A 20,891-nucleotide genomic window follows, 5' to 3' on the forward strand; every position below is an offset into this window, starting at 1 on the left:
GGTATAAAAAAATAATCAATTTTTTAAGGGGATTTATGGTCAAAAAAATCAGAAAAGGATTTTTCGCTTTAGCATTAGCTTTACCACTTTTTGCATCAATTTCAGCAGCTAAAACAATCGATTTTCCTAGCACAAATACCGAAAAATTAACTTCAGAAACAGCTCAAAAAATTGCTAATGGAACTATAAAACTAGAAGGTGGATTTTATGATTCACTTCTTTTAAACCAATCAGTTTTAGATCCAGAATCAGATGATGATCAAGATGGAATCAAAAATAAAGATGAAATATTTACATATTTCAAAGAAGGAACTCAATATTACGGATTAAATTCACACCCACGTATGCAAGATAGCGACGGGGATGGAATTATTGATTCTGAAGATCAAAACAAACTTGAATGAGATCTTTCTCCACGTGATATGCTATTTTTTCAAGAATTAGCATATCGTGAGCCAAAAGTTATCTTTAAAATGTTTAATGATGATAATTTTCTTGATTTCAAAAATGATGTTCGAGCTACTTTAGATTTAGAAGATCCTAAAAAATATTCTAAAGACAAATATATGCTAAATTCATATGTAAATATGCAATATGAACTTGCTCGTTTTTGAAAGCCTGTGTATATTTATGATGGACCAAATGGATATGATGCAATTTGATTTACAAATCAAAGTGATTTTCCCTGATTAAAAAACCAAACCCTAAACGTACTTGCAATTAGAGGTACAAAAGGTGGTGATGGTGATTTAGGTGCAGACTTACTTTTAGCAGGTGGTAATTTACCTAAGCAGCTATATCAAAATGTTAACTGAGCTTCTTGATATTGACAAGATTGAAAATTAAGAGACCCCTTAAAAGCACCTGAATTTAATAGAAGCAACTATAATACAGCTCAGTTAGATTGAATTAACAAAGAAAATGTTGTTAAATTCGCTGTAACTGGACACTCTCTTGGTGGGTATTTAGCTAACGGGTTGGCTGCATATTTAAAAATTAATAAAAAAAATGGAATTAAAAGCGAGAACTTTTTAGGCTCTTGAACTTTTAATGCACCAAAAAATAAGAATCCTGAATTTGAAAATGTTATAAATCAATGAATTGATGAAAAAATGTCACATAACTATAGAACTCAAGGTGATTCAATGGGTATTGTAGGTTGATATAAAAACGTTGAGATTTTAGGACCTGGGGGTCATAGCAATGCTGAGTTTTTCAAAAAAGAAATAGTGGCTAAGAAATTTGTTAACGGAATTAGAAAAGCAGCTGAAGTTGTAGAAAATCCGCAAGAACAACTTTTAAACCTTGCTTCTACTAAAAAAATTCTAAATGTTAGATACGTTAAAAGAGGAAGCGGTACTGTTGTTGCCGAATTTTCAAATGTATTTACTAACCAAAAAAGATTTGCAGATAAAATCAAAAAAGGTTTACCTGCTGGATATAGCTTTGTAAATGAAAATCAAATAAACAATCTGAGCTTAGCTTCGCACGATATAGAAATTAATTTAGATTACCACAATCTTGTTTACAATTTCAATTTAAATGGAAAAATCATTAGTACTCAACAATTTGGTATAAATGCTGAAAATGCAGAAGCTCCAGTTGCAACAATTCCTACAAATAGCAATATCCGTAAAAAATATGTACTAAAAAATCTTGAATCAATACCTGTAGTAACTGATTTTACAAAATCAGCAACATTTAACATTGACTTAGAAGAAGTAGAGAATAAAGTTGATACAACAATAAACTTTATCGATAGCTTAACCAATCAAAAACTTGACACTACAATCACAAAAAACACTTATTTAGATGAAAGCATCGCTTTTGATCCGCAGTGATTGAATGGAGATTATAAATTAACAATCCCCGAAACTAAAATTACCATTGGACAGGAAAATAATATTGAAGTCACACCTATAAATTTCGTTCAAAACTTTAATTACATTCTAAATGGACAAGTTGTAGAAAGAAAAACACATACTTCTTTAAAATCACAAGCATTAACTGCTCCGGAGTTACCAAAAAATCCTAATTTACATAAAGGATATCGAATCACTTCAAGCCAAATTACGAGCGAAACAGAAGAAACTCAAGATTGAAACATTGTTCTTGAAGAATATGATCTTCCAAAGGTTGATACAACTTTTAAATTTTTATATAACTCAGAACTTATTTCCACTCAAGTAATTAATGATTGAATTGATGTTTTAATTACAAAAGATAGATTAGTTATTCCAAGTCACTACATTGCTAACTATTTAGAAGTTCAGTACGAAGCAAATAACACTTACACAATTGAACTTTCAAAACAAAGATATACATTAACATATAAATTTGTTTTTGGAGATTCTGTAGTTAAAAGTGTTGATGTTATAGTTCCTTATAATGAAGAATACACTCTTCCACAAGTTCCTGTTTCCGATTCTAATGACTTTGAATACAGCCTTGTAAATGTAATTGAAAAGATCCAAAATGTAAGTGAAAATAAAACAATCACTGTTGCATTGAAAAAAGATACAGTAACCACTACAATTAATTTTGTATATAAAAACGAAACAATTGAAACAGCGCAAATTGTAAAAGCTCCACGCTATACAGTTGCAATCGGTGATATAAATTTACCACAAGGATATATGATTGAAAATCCAGATCAAGTAAATATCACAACTGGAGCTACAAATAATGTTGACATTAACTTAATTAATAGAACAAGCACATTTACTTTAAAAGAAGGTGATGAAGTTATTTCAAATACTAAAGTCACAAAGCACTATGATCAAAGAATTTTTGCTAACGAAATTGAGATTCCACATGGTTTTAGTTTAGAAAATACTACTCAAGAATTTATTCCTGGTCAAGATTATGAGCTAAGTTTGATTAGAAACAAATATACTCTTACATACAATTTTGTTTATCAAAATCAAGTTATTAAAACAGAAACATTAACTGTACCTTATCATAAAGATTACATTGTTCCTGCTATTCCAGATTCAAATAGTGATGATTTTATTTTTGAAGCTGAAAATTCAAGTAATTTAGAAAAAATTGCACTTGTTGACAGAAATGAAACTATTAATGTGGAACTTGTAAAAAGACAAGCAAACACAATTATTAAATTCTATGATACAAATCGTCTTTTAATTAAAACTCAAACTATTAATAAATCTCCGCTTTATAAAGTAACTCAAAATGATTTAGTTCTTCCTAAAAATTACATTTTAAGCTCTAGTGTAAACATTGCAACTGGTGAAGTCAATGAAATTACCTTAAATAAAGAAAAACTTAGAAGCTTAATTAAGTACTTTTACAATGGTTATGAACTTGCTAATCAATTAGTTGTTAAAGATTTTGATGCTTTTATTAATGAATCAGATTTAATCTTGCCAACTGGTTATGTTTTAGCAAACAAAAATCATTTATCACTTAAAAATGGTGTTGAACACACAATTGAACTTGAAAGACAATCATTTACAGTGACTTATTCTTTCTATGATCAAGAAGAAAAAGTAGGAATCGAAACTATTAATGTTCTTTATGATGAAAGTTATAGTTTGCCACCAATTCCAACTTCAAAAAATCTAGATTATGATTATGTGCTTCATAGCGATTACAAAGCTGTAAAACACGTTAGAGAAAATCTTCGTTTTGATGTCAAATTAGCTAGAGCAATAATTAATACAACTGTAAATTATTACTTTAATAATGCTTTAATTAGCTCTCAAACATTTACAAAAGCTCCTTCACACGAAATAACTGTAGCTGATTTAAACATTCCAAATGGATATTCTTTAATTAATAAAAAAGCAACTATTCAAAAAGGTATTGTTAATGATTTACATTTAACTGATAATGTTATTCAAACAAAATTTGTGTTTGTAAATAATAAACAAGAAATTGATTCAATTACAATTTCTCAATCTGATAATTCAGTAATTGAACTTGGTGAAATTACTTTACCTAAAGGTTATAGAGTGGATAGCGATTTTTCAATTCGTGAATTTGAGCCAGGGCAAACTTACACAATTAAAGTTGAGAAAAAGATTTTTGAAGTAGTGTATAAATTTGTTTTCGAAAATAATGTCATAGCTAAAGAAACTGTTTCTGTTCCTTATTTAGAAGCTGCTCCGAGCGTGCAAATACCTGATTCAGGAACTAATGCATTTAAATATAAACTTCAAGATAGTTGACCAAACATAATTAGCGTTGAAGATGATCAAGAAGTTGTGGTTAATTTAATTAAAGATCAAGTTGCTACAAAAATTAATTACTTCTACCAAGGTCAAAAAATCAGTACTCAAAACTTTATTTCATATTCAGAATACTCAATTAATAAAAATGATTTATTAATTCCAATGTATTTTGAGCTTGAAGGTGATAATGTGACGCTTCAAACAGGAATGGAAAACAATTTGGTTTTAGTTCCACAAAAAATCAAAACAACCTTTGTTTTTAGATATAAAAATGAAGATATTGATACTCAAGTGATCTTAATTCCGTTCAATGGTGAAATTTTAATTCAAGATATTAATGTTCCAAATGGATACTTTCTTAGTCAAGAATCACCAACTACTTTTGCTCCTATTGAAGAATATGTATTAGATGTTTATAAAAAAGAATATACCTTAAAATATCGCTTTATTTTCAATAATAAGGTGGTGCAAGAAAATGATGTTAAGGTGCTTTATCATGAAAGCTACAAAGTGCCTATTTTCAATGAAACTGGTAATCTTGTTGCTCCAACCAATATTAAAGTCATTGCAAATGTTGAAAGCGATCAAGTTATTGATGTAATACTTAAAGATAAAATCGAAGTAGATAATAAAAATTACTCAATGGCTAGATGAAAAGTATTTTTAATTACTCTTTCAGTAATTACTGCACCAATTGGAGCAATCTTCTTAGCACTTAAGCTCTTTTTCAAAATATGATAACACTTGTTAATTTAAAGCAAACAAAACACCATTACCAAGATAGGTAATGGTGTTTTTGTATAAAAAAACTTACTCAATGAGTAAGGTTGTTGGTGCCTTAGACAGGACTTGAACCTGCACGGATAAATCCAGCGGATTTTGAGTCCGCAGCGTCTACCATTCCACCACTAAGGCAAAAATAATTAATAATTATTTTTTATTCTTTGATAATTTTTTTCGTTTTTGAATTTATAAAATTCAAAAAGATCATCATATGTAAAGCCAAGTTTTACAAATGCACCTAAAGCAATTCTAAAGGATCTTTTGATTCTTCTTTTCACTAATAGGGTATTTTTATTATACATTATTTTAGATATGGATAAAAAAAGTTTTTGAAACTGGATATTAATATCATCACTTAAAACAAGTGGCTTAATAATAGGTTCGATGTTGTATGTATTAGCAAAATTAACAAAGAAATGCACTAAATCCGCAAATTCTTCAAGCACTAATTCACGATTAACATTTTTGTTTATTTTTCAATATTTGAAAGATTGCACTTCGTTAATAAATTCACCAGCTTCAACAATTAAAGCTAGGGTTCTTTGGATATGTATATCTTGTTCTGTTAAATCAGGGTGCGTTTGCTTTGTTTTGATGCTAAATTCCTTATCTAAATCTTTTTGCATTTCAAAAATTTTACTTAAATTCATAATAAAAATTATAACACCCTCAAGGTAAAATTAGCAAAATAAACTGGATTTATTATGATTAAAAATTGGAAAAGTGACGCGCAAGTTAAGTGGTAAAAAATAACAATGCTTTTTTAATGTTTAAATTATAAAAAAATTAGTGCAAAAAATGAAGAAATAGTGACAAAAGCAAAATCAAAAGCGCAAGCCCTTGTGGCTTGTTTTCTTATAAATTTTGAAGTTCTTTTGCTTCTTTTCTGCGAAAGAAAAGGAGGCCCGTGCGGCAGCACAATCATTGAATCTGTGTCTAAAGATAGACATAGCACAACACCGCAAAAAAAATAGCATTTCACATTAAATGGGCTTCAGTCACTAAAATCTAGTTTAGGTCTCAAAGACCAAAGTTTCCCTTTTACCCATATTAATTTTGAAGTTCTTTTGCTTCTTTTCTGCGAAAGAAAAGAAAAGAAGGCCGCGTGCCAACGCAATTAATGTATTTGTAACAAAAGACTGTCATTACAAGACTATTCTTATTTAAACTGACATTTACACAAAAAATAGGTTTTATTCACATAAATTTAGTTTAGGTCGTCAATCTTGAACTTAGCATTTATCGATATTAATTTTAATTTTCTATCGCTAATATTCTTTTGTATTCATCGATTTGTTCTTTGAGTCAAAACACATATTCTTGTGTGAGTGAATTGAAACTTTTACCCTTCGGAATAAATCTTCTAATGTATCTATGAGCATTTTCAATTGAACCTTTTTGATATGAAGCATAAGGTTTACATTTAAATAATTTTTTCTTACCTACCACTTTATGAAGAAGTGTGTTTTCGCTACCATTATCTACTGTCAAAGTCTTTATTTCAAGATTGTATTTTCTTATTAACATTTTTAATGCTTTGTTAATTGATTTTGCATCTCTTTTGGTTAAAGCGATATATAACTCTCTAGTTTTACGGTCTAAAAGTGTAAAAAGAACAAACTTATCTTCTCTTTTACCTATTACTGTATCAGCTTCAAAATGCCCTTTTTCTAGCCTTAAATCCGCTTCTTCAGGTCTATATTTTAGGTCTCTAGCGTGTATCAAGGATTTTTTACCTTGCTTTAATGTAGTTTTTGTATAGCCACCTCTTGATAAATATAAAAGCGGGTCAAGAGGAAGCTTTATTCTTTGTTGCTTTAGAGCTTTGTAAATTGTGCTAAATGTAGGACAAAAAGTATCTGGATTTGTTTGTTTGAACGAGTTGACCATAAATTTCACAGACATTTTACATTTAATGTTTTTAGAGTTTTTGCTTGCTTTTTTTCTTAATTCTTTAGTTACATCGTTTCAATATTTCTTGAAGTAACTTCACTTATTTTTTTGTGATTCTGACACTATCATTAACCTTTTAGTTTTATAACTGAGTAAATGATTTGCTAATTTTCTAAAGGAGAGAAATTTAGTTATAAAAATTTTGTCTCCACAATTTTTGCAAATAAATTTATTTTTTAAGCTTTTATGATAGTCATTTTTTTCAATCATTATTGCCATTTTTTGTTTAATTGTTCTAGATTGATAACCAAAATATTTCGCTGCTTTTGATATTGAATTCAACACTAGAACTTTTAAAATAATTTCTCACATTAATAGTATAGATATTTGTTTATCTCTAAGCAATCTTTTAGAAGAAACATTTGAGTGAAGACGTTTTATCTCATCATCTGTTTCTTTTATGATAAAGTGACGTGAGTTTTCAGCATTATTTTTTACACAAATAATATTTAGTTTAGATAAATCTATCAATTTTTTCATATAATAAAAATGTGTCCTTTCTTTGCAAGCATTATTATTTTACACAATGGACACAAAAAAGTCACATGCATTAAATTTGCGTGTGACTTTTCTAATTTATAGATTTATTATGATATTTTTAGGAAACTAAGGCCTAAATTTATGTGTGTAATTTTTGAGCATCCAAGTCCTAATGCACCTATAATTTGCGCTTATTAGGCTTTGGTTGCTTTCAAGCTTGGAAACTATAACTAGAGTTATAAAATTGCAGCAAATAAAAAACAAGCAGCATTAGCTACTTGTTTTACAAATATGAATATTTGGATTATTCTTCAAAGTTATCAAATTCGAAATCATCGCTTCCGAATGTTTCTTGACCTTGGAAATACTCAATTTCTAAATCTGAAAGATTAAAGTCAACATTTTCAAGTGATATTTGTGGAACAATGTTTTGTGGGTCAAATTTATTTTGGAAGTATGAACGTGGATCACGAATGTCGTATTTTCCTTTAAGTTCATAATTTGAGTTTGTTCCAGCAGGAATTTTACGTCCTAAAATAATGTTTTCTTTAAGTCCGTGAAGGTGGTCAACTCTGTTGCTAATAGCTGAATTCACAAGCACTTTAGCTGTTTCTTGGTATGAAGCAGCTGAAAGGAATGAATCACTAAGTAAAGGAGTTTGTTTAGCTCCACGAATTTTAACTTCACCAAAGGCAGGACGTTTTCCTTGAGCAAGGAGGCGACCATTTTCTCTTTGGTATACAAACATATCTACTAAACTTCCTGTAAAGAATGACGAATCACCTGAGTCAATAATCATAATTTTTGAAAGCATTTGACGAATGATAATTTCAATATATTTATCTGAAATTGTAATCCCTTGAAGACGGTAAAGTCTTTGGATTTCTTTTAAAAGATAGTTTTGAACAGCACGTGTATCTGCATATTGAAGAAGTTGGTTAAGAATAATTGGTCCTTCAAGAAGTTTTTGTCCACTAAATACGTGATCTCCAACTTTAACTCTAAGTTTTTGTGAAACTTTTCCATTGTGCACTTCTTTTTCTAAGCTACCATCTTTGTTTTTGTATGTAACTTCGATAAGAATTGTGTCTGTATCTTTTCCTTCTTTGTTTTTGCTATTGTAAATTGCTGTAACTTCACCAGTTACTTTAGAAATAACAGCTGGTCTACCTCAAGGAGCATCGAAGGCATCGATAAGCTCAATAAGTCTACCGAATCCACCAGTAATATCTTCAACCCCAGCAACCCCTCCGGTATGGAATGTACGCATGGTAAGCTGTGTTCCAGGTTCTCCGATACTTTGAGCAGCTACAATACCAACTGCTTCACCAATGTTAACGATTCTATTTGACGCAAGGTCTTTTCCATAACATTTTTTACATACCCCATTACGTGTATGACATGAAAGTACTGAACGAATTTCAACTTCTTCTTTTTTGTATTTTTTAGTAATTAAAGTTGCAATTTCAGGTGTGATGAATGTATTTGATTTAACAACTACATTTCCATTTTCATCATAAATATCTTTATTTGTGAATCTACCTTCAATTCTTTCTGCAAGAGATTCAATAACTGTGTCAGTTTTGGTATCTTTAATGTCTTTAACAACAAATCCAAAATCACTTCCACAATCTTCTTCACGTACAACAATTCCTTGAGCAACGTCCACTAATCTACGTGTTAAGTATCCAGATTTAGCGGTGTTAAGCGCAGTATCTGTAAGTCCTTTTCTGGCCCCGTGGGTTGATGAATAAAATTCATATGCACTAAGCCCATCAAGGAATGATGATTTAACAGGAATTTCAACTGTACTACGAACAACACGGTCGTTTTCAGCATCGGCTTTAAGAATTTTGGTGTTGTTGTTCATAAGTCCACGCATACCAGCAAGCTGTGTAAAGTTTGATGAGTTTCCACGAGCTCCTGAGGTAAACATCATAAATAATGGGTTATCAATATCTGATTTTGTAACTTCTTTAAGATCTTTTTCGATTGAGTCTTTAACTTTTGATCATTTTTGAATTGTTAAAGTATAACGCTCATCATCTGTAAGGTAACCTTTTTCAAAGTATTTTCTAAGCTCACTAATGTAAGCGTCCCCTTCAGCAATTTTCTCTCTAGTTGTTTCTAAAGTAGTAATATCGTTCATTGAAATTGTAGTACCTGAAATTGTAGAGTATCTAAATCCAAGTTGTTTAATTTCATCAAGGATAGAAGCAACGTAGTTTGTATATTTAAATCAAACTTCTTCAAGAGCTCTTGTGTATTGGTTAATATCTCATTTGTTGATTAATTTTTCATATGATAATAATGATTTTGAAGTTTCATAGCTAATAATTTCGAAGCTTTCTTTGATGAACTTATCAATTAATTCAGCGTGTGAACGAGGAATTGTATCACCATTGAAGTCTTTAAGGTAAAGACAATCTTCAAGACGGCTGTCGAAGTTATATTCATCTGTATCATTAATTACTTTAGCAATATCTTCAATGTTTACAACTGCAACATATTTTTCGTAAACTTTACGAACAATTTTAGCAATATCTTTTTTAGAAAGACCATAATTTACAGGAACATTTTTAATGTATTCTTTAAAGTTTGTTCCATAATCTAAAACATAATTGTCTAAATTATCTTTTGAAGTGTGAATTGATTCACTTTCAACAAATTTAACACTTCCATCTGCATTTGTTACTGCTTTTTTATCGATGTGTTTTCCGAAAATAAATTCAAAATCACTTGGGAAAGCTCTATTAAGAATTAATTTACCAACAGTTGTAAATAAGTAAGGTTTATCTGTTTTTGAAGCCACAGATGATTTATTAAGAGCAGCAATTGGCATAACTACACGTGTATGTAATGTGATGTAGTTATTTTCATATGCAAGCATTAATTCATCATAATTTGGATAGAAGTTTCCCTCTCCTTTAGCATTTGCTTTTTCGATTGTAAGGTAGTAAAGCCCTAAAATCATATCCTGTGAAGGGTTGATGATAGGTTCTCCATCTTTAGGTCCAAGAACATTTTTAGAAGCAAGCATAAGTTCTTTTGCTTCTCTAACAGCAGCATCAGAAACTGGTACGTGCACCGCCATTTGGTCCCCGTCAAAGTCAGCGTTAAACGCTGTAGTTACAAGTGGGTGAAGTTTAATTGCTTTTCCACGGATTAACACAGGTTGGAACGCTTGAATTGAAAGACGGTGAAGTGTAGGAGCACGGTTAAGAAGAACTGGTCTTCCTTCGATTGCTCTTTCTACATATGGTCAAATCATTGGGTTAAGGTTTTCTACTAATTTTTTAGCAGCTTTAACTGAGTTAATTCCTTCTTCAGATTTAAGAATTTCACGAATAATTCATGGTTCAAACAATTTAGCAGCCATATCACGAGGGATTCCGACTTCGTGAATTTTTAATGTAGGCCCAACAACAATAACACTACGTCCTGAGTAATCAACACGTTTCCCAAGTAAGTTTTGACGGAAACGTCCTTTTTTACCTGTAAGTGCATCAGAAATAGATTTAAGTGGGTGTCCATCTTTAGATGAAACTGGGCTTGGTTTTTTTCTGATATTGTCAATTAAAGCATCAACTGCTTCTTGAATCATACGGTACTCATTTTGTTTAATAAGCATTGGAGCATCTGATTCATTTCATTTTGCTAAACGGTTGTTTCTAATGATGATACGACGGTAAAGTTCATTAACGTCACTTGTTGAGTGTCTTCCACCATCAAGTTGAACAAGAGGACGAAGGTCAGCAGGAATAACAGGTAAGTTATAAATAAGCATACTTGTTGGTTTTTGACCTGATTTAATAAATGAATTAATGATAGTTAAACGTTTGTAAAGTTTTCCTCTTTCTTGTAATTGTGAAGTTGATAAAGTTTCATTAGCTGAATTAATTAAGTTAATTTTTTCTTCAACTTTTTTAGCTTCTTCTTCAAGGTTTACATTTTTAAGAAGGTATTCAATTGCTTGAGATCCAGTCCCAATTTTAGCATCTGAATATTCGTGAATAATGTCGTTGTATTCGTGGAAATCAATCCCATAATCTTTACCTGTTTTTGAATCTGCGTATTCAATAAGGTTTTGAAGAGCTTCATTAATATCTTCATATTCATCTGAATCTACTTCATAATTTCCACGCATTTCTTCAAGAGCACTACGGTAAATGTTAGCAGCATCATTAATGTCAATGATTTTATTTTTTTGAAGTGATTTAAGCTCACCACTTTCTAAAACGATGTGGGATTTGTAGTAGATTAATTTTTCTAAATCTGATTTAGAAACATTATCTGAATCTCCAACTCTTAAACCAAGTAATTTCGAAATGATTGAGTGGTCAATTTTGAAGAATCAAAAGTGAACAACAGGGTTGTGAAGTTTAATGTGCCCCATTCTACTTCTACGTGTGATTTTTGGAAGAATTTTTGGTTTGTGTTTTTCACAAGCAGGAGTTTTTGAACAAGTTGAGTTTTCGTCTGATTTTTTGTATTTTTGACCACAAACAGGACATTTATAATCAGTTGTAGGTCCAAAAATTAATTCATCAAATAAACCATCTTTTTCTGGTTTATATGATTTATAGTTAATGGTTTCAGCTTTAGTTACTTCACCATTAGATCATTGTGTAATGTCATCATTTGTAGCAAGTGAAAGGGTAATTTTGTTAATTACTTTTTTTACTTCGTTATCTTGATTAAAATTACTCATTAACTTCTCCTCCTCCATCTACATCTAAATATTGGTAGATTTCTTCTTCTGATTCATCTACTTCTGTTTCAATTGTTTCAAGTTTCATTCCAAGTCCTTTAAGTTCATAACTAAGAACGTTAAATGATTCTGGAGTTCCTGGTGTAGGAAGTTCTCTTCCTGAAACAAGCGCACTATAAAGTGCATTTCTTCCTGAAATATCATCAGATTTATATGTAAGAATTTCTTGAAGCACGTTTGTAGCTCCATAAGATTCGATCGCTCATGTTTCCATTTCCCCGAATCTTTGTCCCCCGTTTTGGCTTTTTCCTCCAAGAGGTTGTTGTGTAATAAGTGAGTATGGCCCAACACTACGAGCATGCATTTTATCATCAACCATGTGGTTAAGTTTAAGCATGTACATTACACCAACAGAAATAGGTTTATCGAATTTTCTACCGGTAATTGGGTCGATAATCACTTGTTTTCCACTTTTATCAAGACCAGCTTCTTCTAAGGCAGCTTCAATATCTGGTTTTTTAACCCCATCGAAACTTGGAGTTACGAATTTAACACCTAATTTTCTAGCAGCCATACCTAAGTGAAGCTCTAAAACTTGACCAATGTTCATACGTGAAGGAACCCCTTGTGGGTTAAGCATAATGTCAAGTGGTGTTCCATCTTCTAAATATGGCATATCTTCTTCTGGTAAAACAATTGAGATAACCCCTTTGTTTCCGTGACGACCAGCCATTTTATCCCCAACTTTGATTTTACGTTTTTGAGCAATTGACACTTTAACAATTTTGTCAATTCCATCTTCAAGCACATCACCTTTTTCACGTGAAAGAACTTCAACGTGAATTACAGTACCATTGTGACCATTTTTAACTTTAAGTGAAGTATCTTTAACATTAGATGGACGTTGTTGAAGAATAGACATAAGAAGTTTTTCTTCTTGTATTGGGTTATCTTCTCCTTTAGGTGAAACACGACCAACAAGCACATCTCCAGGAAGTACTTCAGAACCAACTTTAACAATTCCTGATTGATCTAAATGTCTAAGTGAGAATTTAGATACGTTAGGAATTTCATTTGTAAGTTGATCTTCACCAGCACGGCTACTTCTGAATTGAATTGTTTGCTCTTCAATGTGAATTGAAGTAAATACGTCATCTTTAACTAAACGTTCGTTAATAATAACAGCATCCTCAAAGTTGTATCCATTTCATGTTGTAAATCCAACAAGAACGTTTTTCCCAAGAGCAAGCTCTCCATCTTTAAATGAAGAACCATCAACAAGTAAGTCACCTTTTTCAACTTTATCACCAACTTTAACAATTGGCTTTTGGTTAATAATTGTACCTTGGTTACTTCTTTCAAAGTTTCTAAGTGTATATCTATCTGTTGTATCACGATCAGTTTTAATGTGAATTTTTCCACCATCTACGTGCACAACTTCTCCAGCATTTTTAGCTGTAATATTATATGAAGAATATTTAGCAATATCCGCTTCGATTCCTGTTGCAACAAAAGGTGCTTCAGCTTCTAAAAGTGGAACTGCTTGACGTTGCATGTTTGAACCCATAAGAGCACGGTTGGCATCGTCATTTTCTAAGAAAGGAATAGCAGCAGCAGCTACAGAAACAATTTGTTTTGATGAAACCTCAATAAAATCAACATCAGCAGGTGTTCCAACGATATAGTTGTAATCACGTCTAATTGTTAATGTAGAATCAACAATCCGGTTGTTTTCATCAACTTTAACTGATGATTGAGCAAATGAATATCCAATTTCATCAGCAGCTGTTAAGTATCTAATTTCATTGTAGTCTACAACACCATTATTTACTTTAAAATATGGAGTTTGTAAAAATCCAAGTTCATCAACACTAGCAAAAGTAGCAAAGTTAAGAATAAGTCCGATGTTTAACCCTTCAGGTGTTTCGATAGGACAAATTCTTCCATAGTGAGTTGAGTGAACGTCACGAACTTCAAATTGAGCTGTATCACGGTTAAGACCACCAGGCCCAAGTGATGTAACTCTACGTTTATTTGAAACCTCTGCAAGTGGGTTAATTTGGTCCATGAATTGTGAAAGTTTTGAAGAGTTAAAGAAAGTTTTCATTTGATTTGTAACAAGCTTGTTATTTGTAACGTTTTTAGCTGTTACTTTGGCAGTTTCTTTAGCTCCCATACGTTCACGAGTTGTTTTTTCAAGTTTTGCAAGTGCAACACTTAATTGACCTTCAAGAAGTTCTCCAACTGAAACGATACGTTTGTTTGTAAGTGAATCTGGATCATCATCTTGTCCAATTCCAACTGTTAAGTTAAAGTAGTAACCAATTGCTGCAATAATATCTGAAATAAGTAAGTGTGATTCAACTGACTTAGGATCATTACCAATAACAATAACTGGTTCTTTTTCACGATTTACCATTCATTTTTTGTTTGGGTAAACTTTAACTTTAATAATTCTGATTCTTCTTAATAATTCAGGGTAAAGTGAACTAACTTTGTGGTAAATAAGTTCAGCATTAGCTCCTTCGATTTTTTCTGAGGCTACTAAACCTAACTCAAAACTTTCTTGAATTTTCTTAGCAAGTTCATATGTAATAAAAGTGTTTTTCTCAAAAAGAATTTCACCTTTTTTGTTTTTAATGTTCTCAGCTAAGTATGTATTAGCAATACGGTCTACAAGAGAAAGTTTTTTGTTAAGCATATATCTACCGGTTGTAGATAAGTTGTAACGTTTTTTGTCAAAAAGCATTCCTGGAAGAAGTGATTTTTTAGCTTCTTCTGAAATACGATCACCTTTTCTAAGTCCTCTGAATAATTCTTCTTGACATAAATCTGTAAGTTCTTCTTTTGTAAAGCTTGAACTTGAGTTGATAATTTTATCTTTTTTAAGAGTCTCTTCTAAAAGTGGGTATTTACCAAAAATTGAGTAAATATCTTTTTCATCAAATCCAAATGCTCCTAAGAATGTACCTAAGTTAACATTTTTGTTCTTGTCGATTTTTACTTTAACTGCATCAAGTGTAGCTGTTGTAACTTTGTGAGACACTTCAATTCAAGATCCAATTCTAGGTAAAATTTCTACCTTGTTGAAAAGGTCATCTGATTGTTTGTTACGTACACTAAGTCCAAAGTAAGCTCCTGGTGAACGAATAAGCTGACTTACAATAACTTTTTCACTACCATTGATGATAAAACTTCCACCAGAAGTCATATATGGAATTTCTCCAATTAAAACATCATCAATTTTAGTTTCTCCAGTTGCTGAAACCTCTTTTTTAAGAGTTGCAAAAATTTTGGCACTAAAGTTAATTCCTTTAGCTTTACATTTTTTAATCTCTTCACCTTCACTTGTAATTTTTTTGAAAGGGTATTCAATTTTAAGTGAGTTTTTAACATAATCAAGTTTTACCGATTTGTTTGCAGCTTCAATTGGATACACTTCCATTAAAAGTTCCTGAATTCTTTTGGTCATAAAAAGTTCAAAACTATCTTTACTTGTTTTAAGAATATCAAAAACAGGAAGTGATTGTTTTGTTAATGAATAATCACGTCTTTCTGTTTTAGGACCGAATTTACGAACTTTATAATTAGTTGCCTTCATAAACATTCCTTTCTATAAAATGATTAAAAGGATGCTACGCATCCATAAAGTAAATAAATTTTACCATAAAAAGGTAAATATAGACTAGAAAATTTTAAGTTTATTTATAGTGAATTTTTCGCTTCTTTTTAAGCCATAGATTATAGTGATTTTAAGATCCAATTTGGCTTTTAAATTTCTTACAAAAATTTGCGCAGTTCGCCTTTGATTTTTTTGTAAGATTTCTTTTTTAGATTTTTTTGGAAATTTTTTTCAAAAATTCCTAAGACTTTTCACCTTTAAAAGCAATCAAAAAACACGTATAAAACGTGCTTTTTGATTAGTGAATTTTTCTAATTTTGTAACTAACTACTTCTAAGAAAATGAAAAAACAAATTAGTGGTAAAAATAAAGGGATAATTTGACCATAAAGTTCTTTGTTTTGGTAATGAGCGTAAATCGAACCCATTCCTATTGGCATAAAAATTCCAAAAGTAACAGCATCTCGGCACGCACCTTCAAATTCAAAAAACATTAAGGCAATTAAATCATGTTTAATTGCACGGAACTTGAATTTCATAAAAACAAAAAAGTTTGAATGCCCTACCCGTTTCATTGTGGTTATTTCTTTTTGGTTAATCGCGTTAAAGCTTTCAGCAATTTTTCTTGAAAGCGATCTAAAAACGCTAAAAGCAATTAAGAATGTCATAAGACCAGAAGCATTGGTTAAATCAATAAATAAATAATACAAAACAACAATAGGGATAATTCTAAAAGCAATTAATAAAACTTTTAAAGGTAAATGAACGTAACTCTTCTGGTTTTTTTCACTAATTAAATAACCATATAAAATAGCAAAAATAGTTCCTAAGAAAGTTGCTGTATAACCCTGAAAAATAACGATTAAAGTGTAATAAAACGGTGTTTTATCATCATGATATTTTGAAAAATCAAAACTGAAAAAGTCTGCTAAATAAATTTTAAAAGCATGATAATCAAAAGAACTAGCTTGAAAATCAAATAGACAAGATACACATAAAATAAGCATTAAAAAAAGGAATAAATACTTAATAATTCTTCTTCAGTTATATTTAAAGGAAGTAGGAACTTTGGTATCAAAATTAATTGATGAAGATTCAAATAAAACCTTATTAAAAAATAGCATAATAAGCTCTAAAATAAGAATTGAAAGTAGCATTATTGCAAGGGAAATACCTAAAAATTGCATTTTATCTGGAAGGTAGTTTTTATAAAATCACCCAACCCCGATAATACCTAATTTCCCTAAAATACTGGTTCATCTTAAGTTAGATTCAAATGAATAAATAAAAAATAAAAGAACTTTGTTTTTTAATTGTCCTAAGACATTAATTCGAAATGATTGAAACTTTGACATTCCCCCACGAATAGATTGTCAATATTTAAAATAATCTAAATTAGAAAATAATTCACTAAGATATCTTGTTAATCATAATCATGTAAATCAAGCAATAATTAAAGTAGCTGCTAACGATCCTTTAAAACCACTTTGAAAAAATGAGAATAAAATAAGCACTGGAAAAGCTCTTAAAAAGCCACAAAAGAACTTATTTAGAAGCGAAAATCATTTGCGTCTGTGCAGCTCACTAGTTGAAAGATAAGCACTAAAAAACGCCATTGAAAAGCCTATAAAATTACCTAAAGCAACATATTTAAGTGTTACTCATAGGTATTTTAGGTTCCTAACTCATAAATTCTCTCCAGGGAAATTAAATTCATCATGACTTAAAAAAGAAAAAAGTTTATGTAACTTTTCCTTAAAATAGACACTGCCACCTTTTGCAAACTGGAAAGTGTCAAAATAAACCATACCAAAAATAAATAAAGCAATTGAAGTGAGTAAAACAAAATAGAAAATATACTTTTTCCACTTTCAAAGAATGTATTTTTCTCTTAAAGTAGTAAAGTGGTGTGCTTTGTGAAAAATTCTATTTAAAAAACTCATAGAAATTTTCTTTATTAAAGTCTTTTTGTTCAATTACTTTAGCGATATGACCATCTACAAACACAATTAATTTATCGCAGTATCTTTTAGCAAGCTCAAGGTCATGTAGTGCTAAAATTACTGCTTTGTTTTCATTAGTAAAAAGCCTAAAGTCTTCTAATACAATTTCAGCATTGTGAATATCTAAATTAGAAACTGGTTCATCAGCAAGAATGATTTTGGAATTTTCAAAAAGAGCAACAGCAATACTAATTCTTTGTTTTTGTCCACCGCTTAATTTTTTAACTGGAACAAAAGTTTTTTCTTGAATATTTAGAGATTTTAAAATGGCATAAAGTCTTTCGCGTTCTTCTTTATTAATGTAATTAAAGAAATTTGCAAAAGGATTTTTGTATTTTCGATATAACCTAAGAACATTAGTGAAAACATCATCACTTTCTACTAAATTAGGATCTTGCGTAATGTAACTAATTTCTTTTTTATCTTCTCTTGTGATGTTTTTGTTGTTTTTTCCAAATACAAAAACATCACCTGTTGTAATTAAACTAGGATCTAAAATTGCATTAATTGTTGTTGTTTTTCCAGCACCTGAAGGGCCGATAAATCCAATGATTTGACCTTCAAATACTTCTAAATTTAGCTCATCTAAAAGAGTAATTCCGTCTTTTACATAAGAAACATTTTTAAATTCGACTATAGGTTTTTTCATATATAAAGTTTATCTTATTTTGAAGATCTTTCATACATTTCAAGCACTGACTTAGCATTATCTTCAACAATTGAGTAACCATTAAATCCTTGGTAATCTCCTCAAGTGTTTTTATTTGCTTCCATCATTTTAACAAAAGCTTTTGCTACAGCATCTTGAACTTTTTTAGGCACTCTTTTGTTAAATACACCTAAGTTATAAGGTAATGGGTTAGTTAATGTTAAAATTTCTAATTTCTCACCTTCGATTTTTGGAGTGTATCTGTCTGCTTTTTTTACAGATGTATATCCAAAACTTCCTTGGTTATCAAAAAGAATTTTCTTATCACTGTGTTTTGTTTGTCAATCTTTGATTGATCCATTTGTAAAATCTCTTGAATGATCTGCAAGCTCTTTTCCAAGAGTTGTGAATGCATTTCCTTCTTTATTAAAATGAAGTTTTAATAAGTTTTGTGGTAATAAATATTTACTTCCTGAATCTGGGTCTCCATGAACAATACCAAATGATCTAAATTTTTCTCAATCTTTATCATTTCAGGCTTTTTTGATCGCAGCTCTTGTTGCATCATCTCCGGAAATTCAAATCATCCCTCTTTGGAAACGAACTTTTTCTGTTGGGCTTTGATATTGATCTGTGTGGATTACACCGTTAAAGTTAGTTCACTGCGCGAATGGTTTTTCATTAAATTTATCTGATTCGATTTTAGCTACTTTTCTTAAGTAATCATTTTCTAATGTTCCATCTGTGTAGTACCCTTCTTGAGTATCACCTAAGAAAGTATTAGTTAATGTTTGAACCCTAACATCAAGTTTGTCAAGATTATTTTTTAAAGCACCTGCTGCCACGAACGCAAAATCTACTCCATCTGCGTTTTGTCCACCTTTTTTAAGAGCGGCGATTGTGCTTGTTTTATCTAATGTTGAATTAGATTTAAACACTACATCATATCCAGCTTCTTTTAATTCTTTGCTGAAGTATTCTTTGAATTCTCCATATACCTTTTCATCAGTTACTTCACTACTTTCTAAAGCAACATAAAGTGTTTTAAAATTTGTTTCTTGGTTTTGACAAGCCACAAATAGTGGTAATGGAGCTAGTACAACAGCTCCTAAACTAAGTTTTTTAAAAAATTTCATAAAAAAATCCTCTCCTGGACAGGCGAGGAAAATAAAATACCGACTCGCTCCGCTAGCATTACCTAGTTCAGCTTCTAAGAGTATTTCTCAGCTTGTAAAATTACAAGCACCCCTGTCCTTACGTATATTATACTAAAAAGTGCATATATCCTAATTAAACCATATACTTTTTATGCTTTTTGCAGGTATTTTTAAAGATTTTTTTATTTTTGAGATGTTTTTAATTATTTAGTAACCAAAACAAAGAAAAAAACACACTATAAATTCGGTAATTAATCCAAATTATAGTGTGTTAAATTGTTATTGTTAAATTATTATTTATCTTTTTTGTTTACTTCACTATTTCTAACCATATTTTGCGCTTTAAAGTTTTTGTAAGCAATAACTTTAACTACAAATGGGTTTACATATTTTTGAGTAATTCCTTGGACAAATAAATAGAATACTGGCGCCATTAAATCACCAAAAATCATGGCAATAGTTGCACTCTTAATTGAAGTGCTGAATTGAGTTCATGAAACAAGAGTCTTTGTGACTGTTTCAGTTTTACCTTCACCTAATACATTTGTTATTGATTTTGAAATATAAGCGCCTTCTTTTCCGCTTTGGTGAATTAAAATAGGTAATTGTTGAGCAAATCCTCTAGCTGGATTAATTGCTGCTGTACCACCTAAAATCCCCATTCAAACACTTAATGAAATAATGAACATAATCATTAAATCTCTGTATTTGTCATTAATGTTAGGTGAGAAGATTGGGAAAAGTAAAATTGCTGTCATTACCATTTCAATAAAGAAGATTCATACGCTACCAATAGAAACTTTAGTTTCATATGGTAATTTTTCAGCATTTTCAATTAATGATCAAGACTTTTCAAAAGCATTGTATGCATCAATTGGTGAATTTGGAAGACCTTGTGCATGCTTAGTTGTTAAAAGACCAACTCCATAAATAATTAATCCAGCTGTAATTGCTCCTAAAACTTGGATAAATAATTTATAAAGTGTGTATCAACCCGTGTTAGTTCCGTTAAGGAAACGAGTAAGTGTAACTGATGGGTTTAAGTCACAACTTCATCTAAGGAAGATGAAAAGCACAATTCCTACAGCTATATAACCTGCATAAAATCCTACAATAATTGGGTGAAGGAAAAAGTGTTCAATAACTTTTTCACTTGTTACAAAAATACTTAATCCAGCAAGTAAAAGTGAAATTGTAATAGTTCCAAAATATTCTGAAAAACCATGAATAATTCAAGTTTTTAGATCTTTTGGTTTTTGAGCATTAGCTCTTTTTTCTTTAGCTAACTTGAAAAAATCAAAAATACCAAACTTTTCGCTATTGTCAACTGTTGTCATATAA

Annotated in this window: 9 protein-coding genes, 1 tRNA gene and 1 riboswitch; of the genes, 1 reads left to right on the forward strand and 9 read right to left on the reverse strand. The window is 30.5% G+C overall.

The annotated features are described in order from the left end of the window. Positions 1–35: 35 nt before the first annotated feature. Complete coding sequence (locus EXC51_RS01100; protein ID WP_129620138.1) at positions 36–4,934, forward strand: lipase family protein; 4,899 nt, start codon at positions 36–38, stop codon at positions 4,932–4,934. A gap of 90 nt (positions 4,935–5,024) precedes the next feature. Here EXC51_RS01100 and EXC51_RS01105 read toward each other — a convergent pair. The 9 genes from EXC51_RS01105 to EXC51_RS01145 all read right to left on the reverse strand — a co-directional run bounded on the left by EXC51_RS01105 (position 5,025) and on the right by EXC51_RS01145 (position 20,887). Continuing rightward, positions 5,025–5,108 (reverse strand) — tRNA-Leu (locus EXC51_RS01105). A gap of 8 nt (positions 5,109–5,116) precedes the next feature. Beyond that, entirely contained in the window at positions 5,117–5,626 is a 510-nt protein-coding gene (locus tag EXC51_RS01110; protein WP_129620139.1) for a dUTP diphosphatase, read from the reverse strand. Positions 5,627–6,230: 604 nt separating this feature from the next. Continuing rightward, positions 6,231–7,409: an IS30 family transposase gene (locus tag EXC51_RS01115; protein WP_129620037.1), complete on the reverse strand. Its 1,179-nt coding sequence runs from the start codon at positions 7,407–7,409 to the stop codon at positions 6,231–6,233. Between the two features lie 304 nt (positions 7,410–7,713). Then, on the reverse strand, positions 7,714–12,120 hold the full coding sequence (rpoC, locus tag EXC51_RS01120) for a DNA-directed RNA polymerase subunit beta' (protein WP_129620140.1): 4,407 nt from the start codon (positions 12,118–12,120) through the stop codon (positions 7,714–7,716). After that, positions 12,113–15,721, reverse strand: coding sequence for a DNA-directed RNA polymerase subunit beta (gene rpoB, locus EXC51_RS01125; protein WP_129620141.1), 3,609 nt, complete (start codon positions 15,719–15,721; stop codon positions 12,113–12,115). Before rpoB ends, rpoC begins: the two co-directional genes overlap by 8 nt. A gap of 319 nt (positions 15,722–16,040) precedes the next feature. Beyond that, positions 16,041–17,684, reverse strand: a complete 1,644-nt coding sequence (locus tag EXC51_RS01130) for a hypothetical protein (RefSeq protein ID WP_129620142.1) — start codon at positions 17,682–17,684, stop codon at positions 16,041–16,043. After that, positions 17,668–18,393, reverse strand: a complete 726-nt coding sequence (locus tag EXC51_RS01135; RefSeq protein ID WP_129620143.1) for an ATP-binding cassette domain-containing protein — start codon at positions 18,391–18,393, stop codon at positions 17,668–17,670. Before EXC51_RS01135 ends, EXC51_RS01130 begins: the two co-directional genes overlap by 17 nt. A gap of 14 nt (positions 18,394–18,407) precedes the next feature. After that, positions 18,408–19,529: an ABC transporter thiamine pyrophosphate-binding lipoprotein p37/Cypl gene (gene cypl, locus EXC51_RS01140; protein WP_129620144.1), complete on the reverse strand. Its 1,122-nt coding sequence runs from the start codon at positions 19,527–19,529 to the stop codon at positions 18,408–18,410. Positions 19,530–19,556: 27 nt separating this feature from the next. Further along, positions 19,557–19,653, reverse strand: a riboswitch (TPP riboswitch). Between the two features lie 190 nt (positions 19,654–19,843). Continuing rightward, the gene (locus EXC51_RS01145; protein ID WP_187468996.1) at positions 19,844–20,887 is read right to left on the reverse strand and encodes an aquaporin; all 1,044 of its coding nucleotides are present in this window, start codon (positions 20,885–20,887) and stop codon (positions 19,844–19,846) included. Positions 20,888–20,891 lie beyond the last annotated feature (4 nt).

Origin of the sequence: Mycoplasmopsis gallinacea, from assembly GCF_900660495.1 — a bacterium.
In the GTDB taxonomy this organism is placed as follows: Bacteria; Bacillota_I; Bacilli_A; order Mycoplasmatales; family Metamycoplasmataceae; genus Mycoplasmopsis; species Mycoplasmopsis gallinacea.